This window comes from Mucilaginibacter angelicae, from assembly GCF_042434235.1.
GTDB classification, from domain to species: Bacteria; Bacteroidota; Bacteroidia; order Sphingobacteriales; family Sphingobacteriaceae; genus Mucilaginibacter; species Mucilaginibacter angelicae.
Map to the genome: position 1 here is coordinate 638,804 of NZ_JBHLTS010000021.1, position 17,221 is coordinate 656,024.

General features: G+C 41.2%; 15 protein-coding genes. 10 read left to right on the top strand and 5 right to left on the bottom strand.

Translation table 11 applies throughout. From position 1 onward, the window contains the following. Window positions 1-121 precede the first annotated feature (121 nt). Window positions 122-1,129 carry a biotin synthase BioB gene (bioB, locus tag ACFFGT_RS12165; protein ID WP_377022807.1) on the top strand — a complete coding sequence of 336 codons (1,008 nt, stop codon included), beginning with the start codon at window positions 122-124 and terminating at the stop codon, window positions 1,127-1,129. 92 nt (window positions 1,130-1,221) lie between these two features. On the opposite strand, the gene ACFFGT_RS12170 is transcribed toward bioB, so the two are convergent. Further along, a complete protein-coding gene (locus ACFFGT_RS12170) occupies window positions 1,222-1,713 on the bottom strand; it encodes a YajQ family cyclic di-GMP-binding protein (protein WP_377022808.1) in 492 nt (163 codons plus the stop codon). Between the two features lie 193 nt (window positions 1,714-1,906). Between ACFFGT_RS12170 and ppk1 the strand changes: the two genes are divergently transcribed. The 7 genes from ppk1 to ACFFGT_RS12205 all read left to right on the top strand — a co-directional run bounded on the left by ppk1 (window position 1,907) and on the right by ACFFGT_RS12205 (window position 7,835). Further along, window positions 1,907-3,952: a polyphosphate kinase 1 gene (gene ppk1, locus ACFFGT_RS12175; protein WP_377022809.1), complete on the top strand. Its 2,046-nt coding sequence runs from the start codon at window positions 1,907-1,909 to the stop codon at window positions 3,950-3,952. Window positions 3,953-3,954: 2 nt separating this feature from the next. Beyond that, window positions 3,955-4,833, top strand: coding sequence for a Ppx/GppA phosphatase family protein (locus tag ACFFGT_RS12180; RefSeq protein ID WP_377022810.1), 879 nt, complete (start codon window positions 3,955-3,957; stop codon window positions 4,831-4,833). 173 nt (window positions 4,834-5,006) lie between these two features. Beyond that, window positions 5,007-5,570: a UbiX family flavin prenyltransferase gene (locus ACFFGT_RS12185; protein WP_377022811.1), complete on the top strand. Its 564-nt coding sequence runs from the start codon at window positions 5,007-5,009 to the stop codon at window positions 5,568-5,570. A gap of 104 nt (window positions 5,571-5,674) precedes the next feature. Continuing rightward, window positions 5,675-6,253 carry a hypothetical protein gene (locus tag ACFFGT_RS12190; RefSeq protein ID WP_377022812.1) on the top strand — a complete coding sequence of 193 codons (579 nt, stop codon included), beginning with the start codon at window positions 5,675-5,677 and terminating at the stop codon, window positions 6,251-6,253. A 9-nt stretch (window positions 6,254-6,262) separates the two neighbouring features. Then, window positions 6,263-6,760: a DUF6265 family protein gene (locus ACFFGT_RS12195; RefSeq protein WP_377022813.1), complete on the top strand. Its 498-nt coding sequence runs from the start codon at window positions 6,263-6,265 to the stop codon at window positions 6,758-6,760. Between the two features lie 94 nt (window positions 6,761-6,854). Beyond that, window positions 6,855-7,145, top strand: a complete 291-nt coding sequence (locus ACFFGT_RS12200; protein WP_377022814.1) for a hypothetical protein — start codon at window positions 6,855-6,857, stop codon at window positions 7,143-7,145. 3 nt (window positions 7,146-7,148) lie between these two features. Continuing rightward, complete coding sequence (locus ACFFGT_RS12205; RefSeq protein ID WP_377022815.1) at window positions 7,149-7,835, top strand: TonB family protein; 687 nt, start codon at window positions 7,149-7,151, stop codon at window positions 7,833-7,835. On the opposite strand, the gene ACFFGT_RS12210 is transcribed toward ACFFGT_RS12205, so the two are convergent. After that, window positions 7,836-9,335 (bottom strand): malate:quinone oxidoreductase, encoded by a 1,500-nt coding sequence (locus ACFFGT_RS12210; protein WP_377022816.1) that lies wholly within the window; start codon window positions 9,333-9,335, stop codon window positions 7,836-7,838. 305 nt (window positions 9,336-9,640) lie between these two features. Here ACFFGT_RS12210 and ACFFGT_RS12215 point away from each other — a divergent pair, with 305 nt between their 5' ends. Next, window positions 9,641-10,171 carry a hypothetical protein gene (locus ACFFGT_RS12215; RefSeq protein ID WP_377022817.1) on the top strand — a complete coding sequence of 177 codons (531 nt, stop codon included), beginning with the start codon at window positions 9,641-9,643 and terminating at the stop codon, window positions 10,169-10,171. A gap of 12 nt (window positions 10,172-10,183) precedes the next feature. Here ACFFGT_RS12215 and ACFFGT_RS12220 read toward each other — a convergent pair whose 3' ends face one another. Then, a complete protein-coding gene (locus ACFFGT_RS12220) occupies window positions 10,184-14,479 on the bottom strand; it encodes a hybrid sensor histidine kinase/response regulator (protein WP_377022818.1) in 4,296 nt (1,431 codons plus the stop codon). Window positions 14,480-14,652: 173 nt separating this feature from the next. On the opposite strand from ACFFGT_RS12220, the gene ACFFGT_RS12225 reads away from it, so the two are divergent. Next, window positions 14,653-14,865, top strand: coding sequence for a VF530 family protein (locus ACFFGT_RS12225; RefSeq protein ID WP_377022819.1), 213 nt, complete (start codon window positions 14,653-14,655; stop codon window positions 14,863-14,865). A gap of 170 nt (window positions 14,866-15,035) precedes the next feature. Here ACFFGT_RS12225 and ACFFGT_RS12230 read toward each other — a convergent pair whose 3' ends face one another. Together ACFFGT_RS12230 and truA are read right to left on the bottom strand one after the other, a co-directional pair. Continuing rightward, entirely contained in the window at window positions 15,036-16,334 is a 1,299-nt protein-coding gene (locus tag ACFFGT_RS12230) for a DEAD/DEAH box helicase (protein ID WP_377022820.1), read from the bottom strand. An 82-nt stretch (window positions 16,335-16,416) separates the two neighbouring features. Further along, on the bottom strand, window positions 16,417-17,214 hold the full coding sequence (gene truA / locus ACFFGT_RS12235; protein WP_377022821.1) for a tRNA pseudouridine(38-40) synthase TruA: 798 nt from the start codon (window positions 17,212-17,214) through the stop codon (window positions 16,417-16,419). Window positions 17,215-17,221: the final 7 nt, after the last annotated feature.

Below are 17,221 nucleotides of genomic sequence, written 5' to 3' on the forward strand. Positions count from 1 at the left end.
TTTGCGCCTTAATGTTTTGACAAGTGAATGTGATTATGTTTGATGGAATTATAAATAATCTTTGAATCTTTGCGCCTTAGCGTCTTTGCGAGAGAATAAATAATATTTAATTTTTAAATCGATGACTGAAGTTAGACACAACTGGACGAAGGAAGAAATAGCTGAAATATATCATACGCCGCTGCTTGATCTTATATACAAGGCAGCCACTATACACCGTGAAAATAAGGATTATGCAGAGGTACAGATCAGTTCATTGATCTCGATAAAAACAGGCGGATGCTCTGAAGATTGTGCTTATTGCCCGCAGGCGGCCCGTTATAATACCGGCGTAAATGTACACGCCATAATGCCGAAAGATGAAGTTATTGCTGCTGCCGAAAAGGCAAAAGCTGGTGGCGCATCGCGTTTATGTATGGGCGCAGCCTGGCGCGAAGTACGCGATAACCGCGATTTTGACAAGGTTATTGATATGGTAAAGGCAGTAAACAGTCTTGATATGGAAGTTTGTTGTACCCTCGGTATGCTTACCGAAAGCCAGGCCCAGCGTTTAGCTGATGCCGGTTTATATGCCTACAACCATAATCTTGATACATCTGAAGAAGATTACAAACGTATCATCACTACCCGTACTTACGACGAGCGCCTTAAAACGCTTGAACATGTGCGCAAGGCTAAAATTACCGTATGCAGTGGTGGTATTATAGGATTGGGTGAAACTGTTGCGGATAGGGTATCTATGCTTAAAACGTTGTCAAACCTGCCTAAGCACCCCGAATCGGTGCCAATTAACGCTTTGGTGCCTGTAGAGGGAACCCCACTGGCCGATCAGCCCCGTGTTTCTGTTTGGGATATGGTACGTATGATTGCTACTACCCGTATCATCATGCCTAAAACGGTAGTTCGTTTATCTGCAGGCCGTACCGAAATGAGCACTGTTGAGCAGGCTTTTTGCTTTATGGCCGGTGCTAATTCCATTTTCGCAGGCGAAAAACTGCTTACCACACCAAACCCATCATTTGATACCGATATGGCTATGTTTGAGCTGCTTGGCTTATCGCCACGTAAGGCTTTCAAAAACGGCCGCCCGAATGAATTGAAAAAAGAAGAGGTTGAAGTAGCAGGTTAAAATTGCTCTGAGATTAAAACAAAAGAAGCCGGGCATTTTGCTACGGCTTCTTTTGTTTTAGGGGGATCTCCTAAATGATTACCCAGGATTTATTAATCACGCATATTGATGTATTGCAAAGGCTGACCAAAGTCCTCGCCACGACAAAGGCTGATAACAGCCTGCAGGTCGTCGATCTTTTTACCTTGTACACGTACCTGGTCGTCCATAATGGAGGCTTGTACTTTAAGGCCACTATCTTTAATTTTCTTTACAATCTTTTTGGCAACCTCCTTGTCAACCCCTTCTTTGATCTTGATCTCCTTACGGATCATGTTACCTGAGGCATATTGCTCCTTACCAAAATCCAGCGCTTTGGGGTCAAGGTGCTGCTTCACCATACGGCTTATAATGCTGTCTTGTATGGCTTTAAGGCGCATATCGTTCTCGGTAACAATGGTTACTTCATTGGTCTTTTTATCCAAATCGATTGTGCTTTTTGAATCGTTGAAGTCGTAACGGTTCAATATCTCTTTTTTTGCGGTATTTATCGCGTTATCAAGCGTTTGCCCGTCTATCTTGCTAACTATATCAAATGTTGGCATAAGTAGTGTATTGGTTATAAATGTTTTGCAAAACTAATGTATTGTTAACATACGGCGCAATATTGCAACAAATTGTTTAATTTCTGCAATAAATAATAGTGAACGAAAACAGGTTAATTCCTCATGAGTTAATATTAAGTTAACAAATAAATAAGCAGATTTGTAACATCTGGCTGTAAAGCAAGAAATTCTTATGGATAAACAGGTTCCCTTAATTAACAGAGAAATAAGTTGGTTATATTTTAACGACCGGGTTTTGCAGGAAGCTGCTGATCCAACAGTCCCCCTGATTGACCGGATTCGTTTTTTAGCTATATTTTCATCCAACCTGGACGAATTTTACCGTGTAAGGGTTGCCACATTGACCCGCTTAGCGGCCCTTAACGAAAAATCTAAGGAGATCCTGGGTTATAACCCTAAGAAAGTCCTTAACCAGATCAAAAATATTGTGGTTAGGCAGGAGCGTAAGTTCAATAACCTTTATGAAAATATCATTGTTAAGCAGCTGGCCGAAGAAAAGATCTTTATCCTGAATGATAAGCAGCTTAACGTAACCCGCGGTACATTTGTGAAAAACTATTTCAGGGAGAAGCTGCTGGCTACACTGGTACCTATCATGCTTAATGATACTTTGCCGTTGCCGGAGCTAAGGGACCGGGCCGTGTACTTTTTTGTAAAGCTTACCACCAATAAAAAAACAAGGTTTGCCCTCATAGAGTTTCCTGATAACCTTTCACGGTTTGTTAAGCTGCCCGATACCAACAACCTGAAGTTTCTTATCCTGCTTGATGATATTATCAGGTATAGCCTGGAGGATATCTTCTTCATTTTTGAGCATGATACTATCGAAGCGTATTCGATCCAGCTTACCCGTGATGCGGAACTTGACCTGGATAAGGAAGTGAGCGAAAAATTTATTGATTCCCTGTCAAAGAGCCTGCTAAAGCGTAAGAAAGGTAAACCGATGCGTTTGCTGTATGACTCGGATATGCCAATGGATATGCTGAAATACCTGGTGGGTAAAATGGGTTTACATGGTGAAAGCCTCATTCCCGGCAACAGGTACCATAACTTTAAAAACTTCATTTCGTTCCCCAACGTTGGCGGGCCTGAGCTGGAATACAGTAAATATACCCCGCTTTCTGTAGCTGATCTTTCATTTGGCAAGAGCCTTATTGACCTTATCGCCAAAAAAGATTATTTGGTAAGTACGCCTTACCAATCGTATGATTACGTGATCCACTTTTTACGCGAGGCGGCTATCGACCCGAAGGTAAAAGAGATCAGTATTGCAGTATACCGTTTGGCCGAAAACTCCAGGGTGATCCACGCTTTGATCAATGCCGCTAAAAATGGCAAGAAGGTAAATTGTCTGGTGGAGTTAAGGGCCCGTTTTGACGAGCAAAACAATATTCACTGGAGCAACAGGCTCGAAGAGGAGGGTGTAACTGTGCTTTACGGCGTTCCAGGTTATAAAGTGCACTCAAAAATATGTTTGGTTAGCCGTACCGAAAAAGGTAAGCTGGCTTACTATGCTTGTCTTTCAACGGGAAACTTTAATGAAAAAACAGCGCAGATCTACGCTGACCATACCTTGTTTACAGCCAACAAAAGGATTACTGATGATTTGGTGAATGTTTTTAAGGCTATAAACAAAGGATTATTGCCCAAAGGCCTCAAAAGCTTAATTGTGTCGCCAATTGATTCGAGGCCCGCAATTTACAGGCTGATTGATAATGAGATTAAAAATGCAAAAGCCGGCAAGCAGGCATATATGATCCTGAAAATGAACAGCCTTGCTGATGAGGATATGATCAACAAGCTTTACCAGGCCAGCAATGCAGGTGTAAAGATCAAGATGATCATCAGGGGAATGTGCTGTTTAATAGCAGGAGTAAAGGGTTACAGCGAAAATATTGAGGTGATCAGTATTGTAGATAAATATCTTGAGCATGCCCGTGTACATATTTATTGCAATGGCGGCAAGGAGCTCATTTATCTTACTTCGGCCGATTTCATGACCCGTAATATTGACAACCGTGTTGAAGTTGGCTTCCCTATCTATGATGAAAAGCTGCAGCAAGAGGTGAGGGACATTATTGATATCCAGCTTTCGGATAATACCAAAGCCCGCGAGATCAACAGCCAGAACACTAACAAATATCACAAAACAAACTCGCCCGAAAGCCACAGGGCTCAAATTGAAATATATAATTATCTAAAAAATAAAACAAAATAACATTGAGATACGCCGCCATTGATATAGGTTCAAACGCCGTGAGGCTGTTAATTGCCGACATAATTCAAAACACCGGATCGGTGTCGTTTAAAAAGAATACATTGATCCGTGTTCCGTTGCGCCTGGGAGATGATGCTTTTATACAACAGCATATATCCGAGAAAAAAGCTACGGAGTTGGTTAAATCAATGGTTGCTTTCCGTAACCTGATGGATGTTTATAAGGTTACTGATTATTTAGCCTTTGCAACATCGGCCATGCGCGAAGCCAAAAATGGAGAAGAAGTTGTTAAGCTGATCAAAGAAGAGGCAAACATTGACATTGAAATTGTTCATGGCTCAAAGGAAGCCAGCATTATTTATGCCAGTCATGCCGATCAAAACATCGACAAAAGCAAAAACTATCTTTACATTGATGTAGGCGGCGGAAGTACCGAGCTTTCACTGTTTTCGGCAGGGGAGATGATTGTTTCACGTTCATTTAACATTGGCACCATCCGTATTCTGGATAACCAGGACACTGAAGAAACCTGGAATGAAATGAAGGATTTTGTACGTGACAATACCCGCAACTTTAAGCAATTATCCGGGATTGGCACCGGCGGCAATATTAACAAACTGTTCAGGCTCTCTGAAGAAAAGGAAGATATGCCGCTTACTTTTGCCAAATTAAGGTCATTATACACCTACCTGAGCTCGTTTTCATTAAAAGACAGGATCAATGTGCTTGGCCTTAACCAGGACAGGGCAGATGTTATTATCCCTGCATGTGAAATTTACCTTACCTTAATGAAGAACGCCAACATCAAAAACATCTATGTACCAAGAGTAGGTTTGGTTGACGGCATTATCCAAACTTTGATAGAAAAAAATCTTCAATAAAGAGGTTAAAATTATTTTAAGAAATTGTTTAAAAATTAAAAAAGTGTTACTACATTTGTAGTGCCCTCTCAAGGGCATGTTTTTCATAGGTAGATGTAGGGTCGGGTACAAGTTATTCGACCCTTTTTTGTGCCCCTAACTTTTTGTGTGTTTGGGTTGTTGAAGGAGTAATTATGAAGAAAAAGATAGTTGTTGCTATTACAGGCGCCAGTGGTTCAATATACGCCAGTCTGCTGCTAAAAAAATTAAACCAGTTACATGATCAGATAGCCGAAGTGGGTGTGGTAATGTCAGATAACGCCAAAGACGTTTGGAAATTCGAGCTCGATAACGAAGAATACACACAGTTCCCTTTTAAATTTTACGAAAAGAAAGATTTTATGGCACCCTTTGCCTCAGGTTCGGCAAAGTTTGATACCATGGTAATTGTACCATGCTCCATGGGTACGCTTGGCCGGATAGCAGGAGGGATCTCTGACGACCTGATTACCCGTGCCGCCGATGTGATCCTTAAAGAACGCCGTAAACTGGTGCTGGTAGCCCGGGATACACCGCTTAACCTGATCCACATCCGCAATATGGCAACTGTTACAGAAGCCGGCGGTATCATCTGTCCTGCAATTCCGTCATATTACAGTAAGCCCCAGACTATTGAAGAACTGGCCATGACGGTTGTAAACCGGGTGATTGATCTGATGGGGTTGGAGAGCAAAAGCTATGAATGGAAGGGGATATAGCAGGTTAATGTTATATTAGCTTCAGAATGCGAAAGCTCATATTGGCCTTAACCATATTTCTTTATACCAACATTGTTTTTGCGCAAAAACAATGTTCATGTAGCTTGTATCCCGAATTAAATGAACAAATTTCGTGTAAGGATTTACTTTTTCGAAATAGGGCTAAGCTTTACTGGCAGTTTAACTGTAACAAAGCATGGCTAACGTTCAAAAATCCACACGGAAAAAGTCGGATCATTTCTTTATTAAATCATGATTTTTTTAGGTTACAAGGTCGTTTAGGCTATGTTGGTTTTACAGAATACCCCTCATTTTTTCTGGCTCAGCACAACGTAATTTCCGGTTGCTGCGATCCCCCAATATTCTATTTACATGATAAGACGACAGGTAAAATCAGATCAGAACTTGGTTCACTGGTTTATTTCAGCAAGGAATATGATACACCGGTTGTGATTTATACAAAAGAGGATCGCCTGGTAATATTGAATGTTGAAACAGGAAAGAAACACATTATCGAATTACCCGGGCGAAGTATTGAACAGGGACTTATACATAAAAAGACCCTATATGCTGAAAATCTATTTACTACGAAACAGCAGCAAGAGCAACTTGTGATATATTTTGATTATCAGGACAATAAAAAGTTAATTACCCATTTTGATATTGATTTAAAGAAATATTAAATTAACATCATGAACCTTAGAACCATCCTTCCCTCAATCATCAGCCTCATTTTAATATCAGGCAGCAGCCGTGCACAGGTGACCAAAGCAAACGTTAGCCAGTTGGCTTTCATGGCCGGCACATGGACGCAAAAAAGCACATGGGGCGATATGGAAGAATTCTGGGGCGAACCGATGGGCGATAGCATGATCAGCAGCTTCAGGGTAGTTAAAGACGGCAAAGCCGCGTTTTATGAGTTTGTAGTTATTGAAGAACAAAATCAGGTGCCTGTTTTTAAAATGCGGCATTTCAATCGTGGCAGTATTGGCTGGGAAGATAAAGACAAACCGCTTTTGTTTTATTTGATTGGGATCGAAAAAAACAAAGCCGATTTCGAACTAAAAGATAAATCTGTTCATCTTACTTACCAGTTAGTTTCCCCCGATAAGCTGGATGTGGTCCTTATTGAAAAGGACAAAAAAGGGAAATTGCAAAAGGATGTGTTTAACTATAGCCGAAAGAAATAGTCTTCCTTTATCTTTTGCATCAAAAAACGATTTCAAAATTGAGATTTCATTGCTATATTGATTGGAATTTCCTACTAAAACTTGAGCCTGAACCATGAGCAAAATAGCTGTCTTTTTAATAATTATGATTGCGCTTGGTACCGGGCGTGCAAACGCTCAGCGGGATACCGTGATGGCTTATATGAAAAAAACTATAATTGCTCCATGGTTGCCTTTAGGGGCCATAATCACCCGCAGTAAAGACAGTGCCGATTTTATTCGAATGGTAACTGTCCCGCAACCCGGTGCCGATAAGCATCTTTTTCCGGTTAATGATTATTATTTAAACGGATCTCCCAAATTACAATGTAATTCAAACACAGGTTTAATCGAAGCAGAGTTATAGGGCATGTGTGTTGAATATTTTCCGGATGGCAAAAGAAAGCGAATAAGCAGCTATGACAAAGGTACGTTGTCGGGCGATGTAACCGAATATTTCCCCAACGGAAAGCTTTATTTATCGGGTTTCTATAAAAAAGATACATTAATAATAAATAGATGCAGCGATTCAACCGGTAGGGTTTTAACTGAAAATGGTAACGGCATCGCAGTAATATATTCGGAAGATTTTAAGCATATTGCAGGTGCCGGTTCAATAAAAAATGGGTTTAAAGACGGGGATTGGGCAGGAACATTAGAAGATACTTTAAGCTATACAGCTCATTACAAAAATGGCGAAGTGATTAATGGCATTAGCACAGCTAAAAGCGGCAGGAAATATGTATTTAATAAAGAATACACTGCACCTGAATTTGCGGGAGGTTCACAAATGTATGGTGCTTTCCTTGCAAAAAACATACGATACCCTATGGTTGCCATTGATGATAAAATACAAGGACAAGTAATCGTTGTTTTTACTGTTGACTCTAATGGAAATTTACATAACATCCGCCCGTTGCAGGGAAATGCTGTTTTAGCCCGGGAGGCTTTAAGAGTAATGCACTTAAGCCCAAAGTGGCAACCGGGAACAAACTATGGTGTACCGGTAGCTGTTGTATATGCCACACCGGTAAATTTTACCATTGTAAGAGAGTGATTAAACTAATCCAAGCGCCTTACTCGTCCTTGCTCTTGTTTCATCGCTCAGGGCCTCGTTATTAGCTAATGACTCGCCATATGAAGGGATCATTTGCTTCAGCTTTTGCTGCCAGGCTTCCGTTTTAGCGTGATTTTTAAAGCAACGCTCAATAAGCTGGATCATAATAGGTACCGAAGTAGACGCACCCGGGGATGCACCTAACAAGGCCGAAATACTGCCATCCGCAGAGGTTACAACCTCAGTTCCAAACTCCAGTACGCCGGTATGCTTGGCATCCTTTTTAATAACCTGTACGCGCTGACCAGCTATGTCAAGGTCCCATTCTTCGGCCTTGGCCGTTGGCATGTAATCCTTAAGCGCATTAAGCCTGTCGGCAGGGGATTGTAATACCTGCGAGATAAGATATTTGGTTAAAGGCCAGTTATCGCGCCCTACAGCAAGCAGGGGCAGTATATTATTTAGTTTGATAGATCCAAAAAGGTCAAGCAGGGACCCTCTTTTCAGGAAACGGGTGGAGAAACCGGCGTATGGGCCAAAAAGTAAAGCCCGTTTACCATCAATCATACGGGTATCGAGGTGAGGAACTGACATTGGAGGGGAGCCAACCGATGCTTTTCCATAAACTTTGGCCTCATGTTGTTTTACCACATCCGGGTTGTTACACACCAGCCACTGCCCGCTCACCGGGAAGCCGCCAAAACCCTTGCTTTCGGGAATGCCTGATTTTTGCAGCAGGGGCAAAGCACCTCCACCGGCGCCAACAAAAATAAATTTAGCGTTCAGCTTTCTTTTATTCCCGGTGGTTTTATCTTTTACAGTAACCTTCCAGCTACCGTCAGCATTGCGCTTAATATCTCTGACATCATGGTTAAGGCTTATATTTACGCCTGCTTTTTGCCTGAGCTCAGCAATCAGCGCGCTGGTAAGGCTGCCAAAATTCACATCGGTACCAATATCCATAAATGTTGCCGATACTTTTTCATCAGCATCGCGACCTTCCATAACCAATGGGATCCATTGCTTGATCTGTGCTTTATCCTCCGAGTATTCCATCCCTTTAAAAAAGTGATGTTTGGTTAGTGCCTGCTGGCGTTTTTTCAGGTATTCAACATTTTCGGCTCCCCAAACAAAACTCATGTGCGGCACTTTGCGGATAAAGCTTTGCGGGTTGTTTAAATAACCCTGATCAATAAGGTAAGTCCAAAATTGTTTGCTTATCTCAAACTGTTCGGCAATTTTGATGGCTTTTTTTATTTCAATACTCCCATCCGGAAGCTGGGGCGTGTAATTTAACTCACAAAAAGCCGAATGACCGGTACCGGCATTGTTCATCGGGGCCGAACTCTCGGCAGCAATGACATCCAGGCGCTCAAAAATTTCAATCGTCAAATCGGGCTGCAGTTCTTTAAGCATTACACCAAGTGTGGCGCTCATAATACCTGCGCCAATCAAAACCACATCAACTGTTAAATTTGAACCTGTACCGTTATTAGTCATCTTAGTATTATATCCTGCAAAGCCTGCAGTGTGTTATTTATAACAAGGTAAACCCCGTTTTTGAAAAATTGTTATGATGGTTTAAGTCCTGCAGGTGATTAACCGGCCGGGGCAAAATAAATCAGGCAATTTTAAGAATTTTTTATAGAAAAACTGTCCTTTACCTCCCCAATAAATGCAATAAAATCTATGTTTAAATTGTTTAAACTTAATTTATAGATTAATCCAGCATTTGGTATATCCAAAACACGTTAACACAAAACAGTTAAAATGATGTATATAAATAAAGTGCTAATTTATAAACCATGAATCTGTTTAAACCATGTATTTATTTTTGTGTTTTGGCGATGACAATATCGGCCTGCAAACAAAGTAAACCCAGTCCGGTATCAAATGATATTTCAAAAACAACAGTTACTATAGCCGGAAAAAAAGATAGTGTGATCAATAATCCGCACAAAAAATATGGCGCGGCAACCGTGGGTGATCCCTGCGTAAAATGTTTGCTGACCGTTATACAGGATAGTAAAAGCTATAAAGAAAATACAGAAGGTGTTTCGGCACAAAATATCAATTATACCATTAACTGGGTTAAAGCATCGGCGCCGGTATTAACGCCTGATACAAGCAATAAAACCAACGGTATAAGGATTGACGTAAAGAAAGATGAAAACGGAGAAGATATCCGTTTATGCTCATACGTATACAATAATACCAGCGGTACAATGTACCTCCTCAACAATCAAAACAAGTACCAGCATGAAATATCAAGCATAACACCTGCAATTCTTAAAAAAATCCGGAACAGCTGTTATTGGGGTGTGGCATCGCGATAATATATCCTTTGCCTAAACGTACTTGTCTTTTACATTTTTCATCATTTTATAGGCGCTCTTTAAAACACTGATCAGCGCATCAGTTTTCATAGGCTTGGCAATATAATCGTCCATGCCTTCGCTTATGCACATATCCCGGTCGTCGGGACCGGCATTGGCTGTCATGGCAATGATGAAAGGCTGCTTAAAGGCATACTGACGAATGTGGCGGGTTGCCTCAAACCCATCCATCTCCGGCATCTGCACATCCATAAATATCACATCAAATTTAGGGTTGGCTTTTAACTTATCAAGCGTGTCAAAGCCATTGTGCGCCAGTTCAAACTCATAACCCAGTTTCTCCAGCATCCGGCTAATTAGTTTTTGATTAACAGTGTTGTCTTCGGCTACGAGTATATTAAGGGGATGTTCTTTCGCGAAATTTATGTCAAGCAGCTTATCCGGTTTGGGTTCGATGACTGGTGCCTGTATTTTTCCCCGGAACTCGGCCTGCAGGCTTTTACCCAATTGCGATTGCTTTACAGGTTTGGTTAATATGGCCGAAAACAAGCCCGGATATTTTTTCTTTGACCCATCTCCAATAGAGCTCAGCATAATTACCGGCAAGTCTTTATAATTGCCTTTAATCTCCCGGGCCAATCCAACGCCATCCATTTCTGGCATTTCCATATCGGTTATAACCAAGTTAAAGCCATTGTTTGTACCCAGAACATCAAGCGCCTGCCTTCCCGATGCGGCAGCCACTGTTTGGATGCCCCATTGCTCAAGCTGTGTTTGCAGGATAAAACGGTTTGTTTTATTGTCGTCAATAATAAGCACCTTTTTGCCCTCAAGCTCTTCGGCATTAAAAACAATAGGGATCTGTTTTGATTGCTTTTTACTTACAGCTGTTTTTATAGTGAATACAAACACAGAGCCCTCACCAAAAACACTTTCAACCCAGATTTCGCCCCCCATCAGTTTTACCAGGCGTTCACTGATCACCAGACCCAGCCCGGTACCACCATATTTGCGTGTGGTAGATGAATCAACCTGCGAAAACGCGTTAAACAATGTGGTAAGTTTATCCTCAGGGATCCCAATACCGGTATCCATTACGCTAAAGCCAATTTCAATTTCTTTATCACCAATATTTTTTGATAAAAATACTTTGATAAATACTTCTCCATGCTCAGTAAATTTAATAGCGTTACCGGTTAAATTGGTTAATACCTGTTTCAACCTCAGACTATCACCTACTATCTGCAGGGGCAGGGCAGGGTCAATCTGGTAAACCAGTTCCAGCTCGCGTTTAGCTGCATTTTGCGAAAAGAGGTCCATCACTTCTTCAATGCACTGCCGCAGGTCGAAATCTTCCTGCTCCATTTCCATCTTTCCCGATTCAATTTTGGAAAAATCAAGGATATCATTGATCACATTTACTAAACTATCGCCACAGGAAATAATGGTGTCGGTATAATCACGCTGTTCGGCATTCAACTCGGTTTCACCAAGGAGGGAAGCCATACCGATAACGCCATTCATCGGTGTCCTGATCTCATGGCTCATGGTTGCCAGGAATATACTTTTGGCCTGGTTGGCTTTGTCAGCTTCTTCCCGGGCCTCACGTTCTTGTTCTTTTTGTATTTGCAGTTCTTCCGACTGGGAAAGCAATTCTTCGTTCAAAGCCTGTAGCTCTTCCGACTGATTTTGGAGTTCGATGTTCAGGGCCTGCAGGTTTTCGGATTGCGCTTTTAACTCTTCCGATTGCTGCATAACCTCGGCAGTACGCTCTGTAACCTGCTCTTCAAGCAGGTTATTTTGTTTTACAATGGCCATTACCCTGTTTCTGTGCCATGCATAGATAACTACAGCCGTAAACAAAATAAGCAAACTGATAAACCACCAGGTAAGCCAAAAGGGTGGAAGTACAGTAACATTGAGGCTTACCTGCCTTAGCGACCATTTGCCATCGGTACTCTGGCTTTTTACCCTGAATACGTAATTGCCTGCAGGTAAATTGGTGTAGGTAGCTGTATTTTTGTTCCCAACGTAGTTCCAGCCCGGGTCAAATCCTTCCAGTTGATAAGCGTATGATTCCTTATTACTTAAGGTATAATCCATCGATACATATTCAAATGATATCACCGATTGATCGTGTGTTAAGGTGATGGATTTTGTTTCGGCAATGTCTTCCTTCAGGGGTGATGGATCATCATTGTTTTGCGCTACGCGGATAGATGTATTATAGATTTGAAAATCAGTAAGCTCCAGCGGTGGATCATAAATATTATCCCTGATACTTTCGGGATTGAACATGTTAAAGCCATTAACACCGCCAAAGTACATGATACCGTCATGGCTTTTTACAGCCGAGTGGGGTTTAAACTCTTCGGCCTGCAAGCCATCCTCAATGGTAAAATTCCTGAATTTATTAGTTTTAGGATTGTATTTGGAAATGCCTTTATTGGTGCTGATCCATAAATTGCCGCTGTTGTCTTCTTCAACCGCATAGGTGTAATCATTTGGCAGGCCATCTTTCACTTTAAAGTTTGTCACCTTACCGGTAGCAGGGTTTAAACGATAAATGCCACCGTAAGTACAGATCCAGATATTACCGAGGTGATCTTCAAAAAGGTCGAGTGCAGTATTATTGCCGAGCGCACTATTCAATTTTTCGTATTGTACAGGCTTAAATGAATTAGTTGCAGCATCATACAGGTTAACGCCACCATCATTGGTGCCTACCCAAAGATTACCCTTTGAATCGCCAAGCAGTGAGTTGATATTATCACTGCTGATACTTTTGGGATTATTGGCATCATGGCGGTGATGAATAAACTTATTGGTTTTAGGATCAAACAGATCAAGCCCGGTGCCAAGTGTACCAAACCATAACTTTCCATCAAGCGTTTTGCATATGGCATAAACATTATTACCGCTTATACTGGTACTATCATCTGGATTATGTTTAAATGACCTGAAACTGCGGGTTTGCGGGTTCATCATGCTCACGCCATCGCCCCAGGTACCTATCCACAGGTTGTTTTTGTCATCTTCCCGGATGGTTAAAACATAGTCACCGCAAATATTGCTGTTGGTGCTCTTATAAACTTTAAATTCGCCCTTTTCAGGGTTAAAAAGGTTAAGCCCGCCGCCATCTGTGCCTACCCATATGTTATCCTTTTTATCTTCATAAACACTCAATACAAAATTGTTGGATAAACTGCTGGATTGTGCGCTATGCTGATAGTGCGTAAAGCTTTCGCTTGTTTTTTTATAAAAATTAAGTCCTGATGCAAATGCTCCGATCCACATATTGCCGCTTTTATCCTTCAGGATCACGTCGACGGAATTATTGGCGATACTGCTGTTGTCTACATCATCTTCCAGGTGATTGTTAAATTTACCTGTTGCATAATTAAAGATGCTCAATCCGCCATTTTCCGTGCCGATCCACAGGTCGTGATTGCTGTCTTCGGCAAGGCATTGCACTGTGTTATAGGAAAGCGAATTGTTGTTATGGGGATCATTTTTGTAATGGATAAAGGTTTTGCTTGCCGGATCAAACAGGTTGAGCCCTCCATCACTTACACCCACCCATAAACGGTGACTGCTGTCCTCTAAAATAGCATTGATCTTATTTGCCGATAGGGAAGAGGATTTACTTTCATCATGAACAAAGCGGATAAAATTATGGCTTTGCGGATTGTAAAGGTTTAACCCGCCGTAAGTTGTACCTACCCATAATTTATTTTGGCTGTCTACATAAACTGCACGGACATTATTGTCACTTAAACTGGCGGTGTCTTTTACATCATACCTGTAATGCGTAAACTTTTTTTGCCCTATATTAAATTGATCAAGACCTTCTTTTTGATTTGAGATCCATAGGTTGCCGCTTTTGTCGAGCACTATCTTAACGAGGATATCGCTGGCTAATGAATTTGTATTATTGGGGTTGTGGCGATAATGGATAAAGCGGTCAAGCTTACGGTCGTACATATTTAAGCCACCGCCACTGGTCGAGATCCATAGGTTGCCGTTCTTGTCCTCCAGGATGTCCTGAACAAAGCTGTTACTGATGCTGTTATTATCATTAACGATGTTTTTGAAAACCTTAAATTTATTGCCATCATAACGATTGAGGCCATCGCGCGTACCCACCCATATAAAACCGCGGCTGTCCTGTATAATGCAATTTATGTTTAACTCGGAAAGCCCCTCACGGCTCCCGATATGCTGAAAATGAATAGGACGGTTTTGTGAAAACACGCATAACGAAATAGCTTGCAACAATAAAACAAGGTAACACTTATAGCTATTCATTAAATTAATTTTGGGCAAATTGAAGAAGTGGTTTAAACGCGCATCATTAGCAGCATTAAATTTAATAAAATTTACCATTTATTAAATATCAGCTAATATCATTTAGTATTTAAACGGGATAATAGCAAATTTTGTTATCATATTTTGCCGAAACAAACCTTTACTTTTGCCTTATGGAACAACAGCCCAACAACCCTTTACATGGCAAAACCCTGGAGATGGTACTTAACGAACTGGTAGCACACTTTGGCTGGAAAGAACTGGGTACACGGATCAGGATCAATTGTTTCAATGATAATCCCAGTATAAAGTCGAGCCTTAAGTTTTTGAGAAAAACTGATTGGGCAAGGAAAAAGGTGGAAGAGTTGTATTTGGAGATAGTATAATTGTACTATAAAAGTTAGTTTAAAAGTCAGGAAAGTACCAAACGGAGGAGGACTTATAACATATTGTCATCCTGAGCGATAGCGAAGGATCTTCTTCAACATACAAAGCCGCTTTACAGGGCGAAGAAGATGCTTCGTCCTTCAGCATGACAATCGTTTTACACAATTATTTACCCGTGCTTTTTCTTTTTAGTCATTTTGGCTTTGGTGCCTGCGCTAAAGTTATAAGTTTTGGCATTTGAAGCTTTCTTCTCATGAAAAGCCTCACCAACACCGGCCGGTTTGGCATCCTCTTTAACATCTGCTTTCTTAGGCTTTGATTCGGTTACGATCACCAGATCATCCGGCAAATCGGCTACCGGAATCTTATTACCTATCAACTGCTCAATCTTTTTCACCTGGCTTAACTCAATATCGGTAGCAAAGGTCATAGCCAGTGTTTCTTCCTCACTATCAGGATTATTGTTTATTATCCGGCTAATAAAAAGTTCATTATCTACAGGTAAATCAAAATGGATCAGGAAGGGGATCCCGCCCAGATCAAGTTCTTCCTGGTTTTCGTTGGTCACAATCAGTACCCTTGCACTGGCTTCGGTTTTAAATTCTTCAATACTTTTAAATCCTTTTGTATCGAAAAATTTAGGGTTTAAGTAAGCGACTCCGGTACGCAAACGACTTTTAAGGCTTTGAAAAAGCTTTTCGGCAGTTGTTTGGCTGTTTACAAATACAACCGTTTTGGTAAACAGCTCCTCATCGTACATAAACAAATTGAGCAGGTTTAGCTTGGTGCCAAAGTTGGGTACGTTATATAAAAGTTGTTCGTGAGTTTCAACGGCCGTTTCGCCCAGTTCATCAACCTCAATTATTGCCGGTTGCTTCATGAAGGGATCAAGCATTTTTTCCAGTTTGGCATGCATTACTTCGGTAAACACGAGGTGCTGGCCTTTATCAATGCTATTGGCCAACTCAACAACTGGTAATTGCAGGCCTTTTTTTATTATCTGGTCGGCATCATCTACCACCAGCAAATCAACTTTATTTAAATTTAAGGCCAGTTTAAGATAGATAGCCCTTGCCCTGTCGGGAGTAGCTACAACAATGTCGGCACCATCGGCAAGCTCATCCATCTGGCTTTCAAAGCCGGGGGTAACGTATAAACCAACTATGCGGATGGATTTATTTTTGTTTAGCCGGTCAAACTGTTCAATAACGGCAAACACGTGCTCTTTTTCCGGCACCAGCACCAACACACGCGGAACACCCTCGGGGGCATAATTAAAGCGGTTTAATACACCAAGTACGTAAGTGGTGGTTTTACCGCTGCCCTCGGGGCCAATTGCAATAATATCCTGCCCTCCAACAATACGGTTAATGGTTTTAAGCTGCAGCTCTTTAGGATTTGCAAAACCGGCTTCGTTTACCGAACGCAACAGTTGTTTATTAAGCTTCAATTTATCAGACCACGCCATCAGGATACTATTTAAAATTTAAAATGAGGGTGCAAAAGTACCAAATTAACGCGTCATATTTTTAAAAATCAGCAGATAAGCATTATAAGGGGTGCCAATCGACACTGTTAAGTAAAGGAAATGCCGACCGAGGTTCAAGATCAAGGTAACGATAGGTCACTTTTGAAAGATATAAACCCTGGGGGTGGGCTGGGATAATGATTTTGGGAGTTTGTTTATTGGCAATATAAAACTCAAATTCATCAGTACTCATCTGCCCTTTGCCAATTTCAAGCAACCGGCCTACAATGATCCTGATCATGCGGTTTAAGAAGCGGTTGGCAGTAATGTTAAACCTTAACTTATCGCCTTTGGCATCAATATATAACCCTACCGATTTTATGTGGCAGATTGTATGCTCAACCCTGTCGGGCATTTTACACATAGCACGAAAATCTGTATAATTCGGCAGGATGGCAACAGCCCGTTTCATGGCTTCAAGGTCAAGGTCCTGATCCCGATAAAAAGAACTCAAGCCACTTAAAAACGGATCTTTATAATTATGGATAAAATAATCATAAGTCCGCTTTACAGCATCAAAACGGGCGTGTGGTTCACCCTGCATTGAAATGATATCAAATACAGCAATATCATCGGGCAGTAGTTTATTAAGCCGGAATAAAAGATCAAAATCTAAATTATCGTCTATATCTGCATGGAAAAAGAATTGACTGGCATGTACTTTTGCATCTGTACGCCCACAACCAACAATAGCTACCGGATGTTTTAAAATTCGGGAGAGGGCGGTTTCAATTACTTCTTGTACAGATGAAAACTTTGAAAGCCGCTGCCAGCCGCTGTATCTTGTACCATGGTAACCAATATGAAAAAAATAACGCATTTGTTCG

Bases quoted from the DNA above. Each gene is read 5' to 3' on its own strand.
- bioB (WP_377022807.1), top strand. From the start codon at position 122: ATGACTGAAGTTAGACACAACTGGACGAAGGAAGAAATAGCTGAAATA.
- ACFFGT_RS12170 (WP_377022808.1), bottom strand. From the start codon at position 1,713: ATGCCAACATTTGATATAGTTAGCAAGATAGACGGGCAAACGCTTGAT.
- ppk1 (WP_377022809.1), top strand. From the start codon at position 1,907: ATGGATAAACAGGTTCCCTTAATTAACAGAGAAATAAGTTGGTTATAT.
- ACFFGT_RS12185 (WP_377022811.1), top strand. From the start codon at position 5,007: ATGAAGAAAAAGATAGTTGTTGCTATTACAGGCGCCAGTGGTTCAATA.
- ACFFGT_RS12195 (WP_377022813.1), top strand. From the start codon at position 6,263: ATGAACCTTAGAACCATCCTTCCCTCAATCATCAGCCTCATTTTAATA.
- ACFFGT_RS12200 (WP_377022814.1), top strand. From the start codon at position 6,855: ATGAGCAAAATAGCTGTCTTTTTAATAATTATGATTGCGCTTGGTACC.
- ACFFGT_RS12205 (WP_377022815.1), top strand. From the start codon at position 7,149: ATGTGTGTTGAATATTTTCCGGATGGCAAAAGAAAGCGAATAAGCAGC.
- ACFFGT_RS12210 (WP_377022816.1), bottom strand. From the start codon at position 9,335: ATGACTAATAACGGTACAGGTTCAAATTTAACAGTTGATGTGGTTTTG.
- ACFFGT_RS12215 (WP_377022817.1), top strand. From the start codon at position 9,641: ATGAATCTGTTTAAACCATGTATTTATTTTTGTGTTTTGGCGATGACA.
- ACFFGT_RS12220 (WP_377022818.1), bottom strand. From the start codon at position 14,479: ATGAATAGCTATAAGTGTTACCTTGTTTTATTGTTGCAAGCTATTTCG.
- ACFFGT_RS12225 (WP_377022819.1), top strand. From the start codon at position 14,653: ATGGAACAACAGCCCAACAACCCTTTACATGGCAAAACCCTGGAGATG.
- ACFFGT_RS12230 (WP_377022820.1), bottom strand. From the start codon at position 16,334: ATGGCGTGGTCTGATAAATTGAAGCTTAATAAACAACTGTTGCGTTCG.
- truA (WP_377022821.1), bottom strand. From the start codon at position 17,214: ATGCGTTATTTTTTTCATATTGGTTACCATGGTACAAGATACAGCGGC.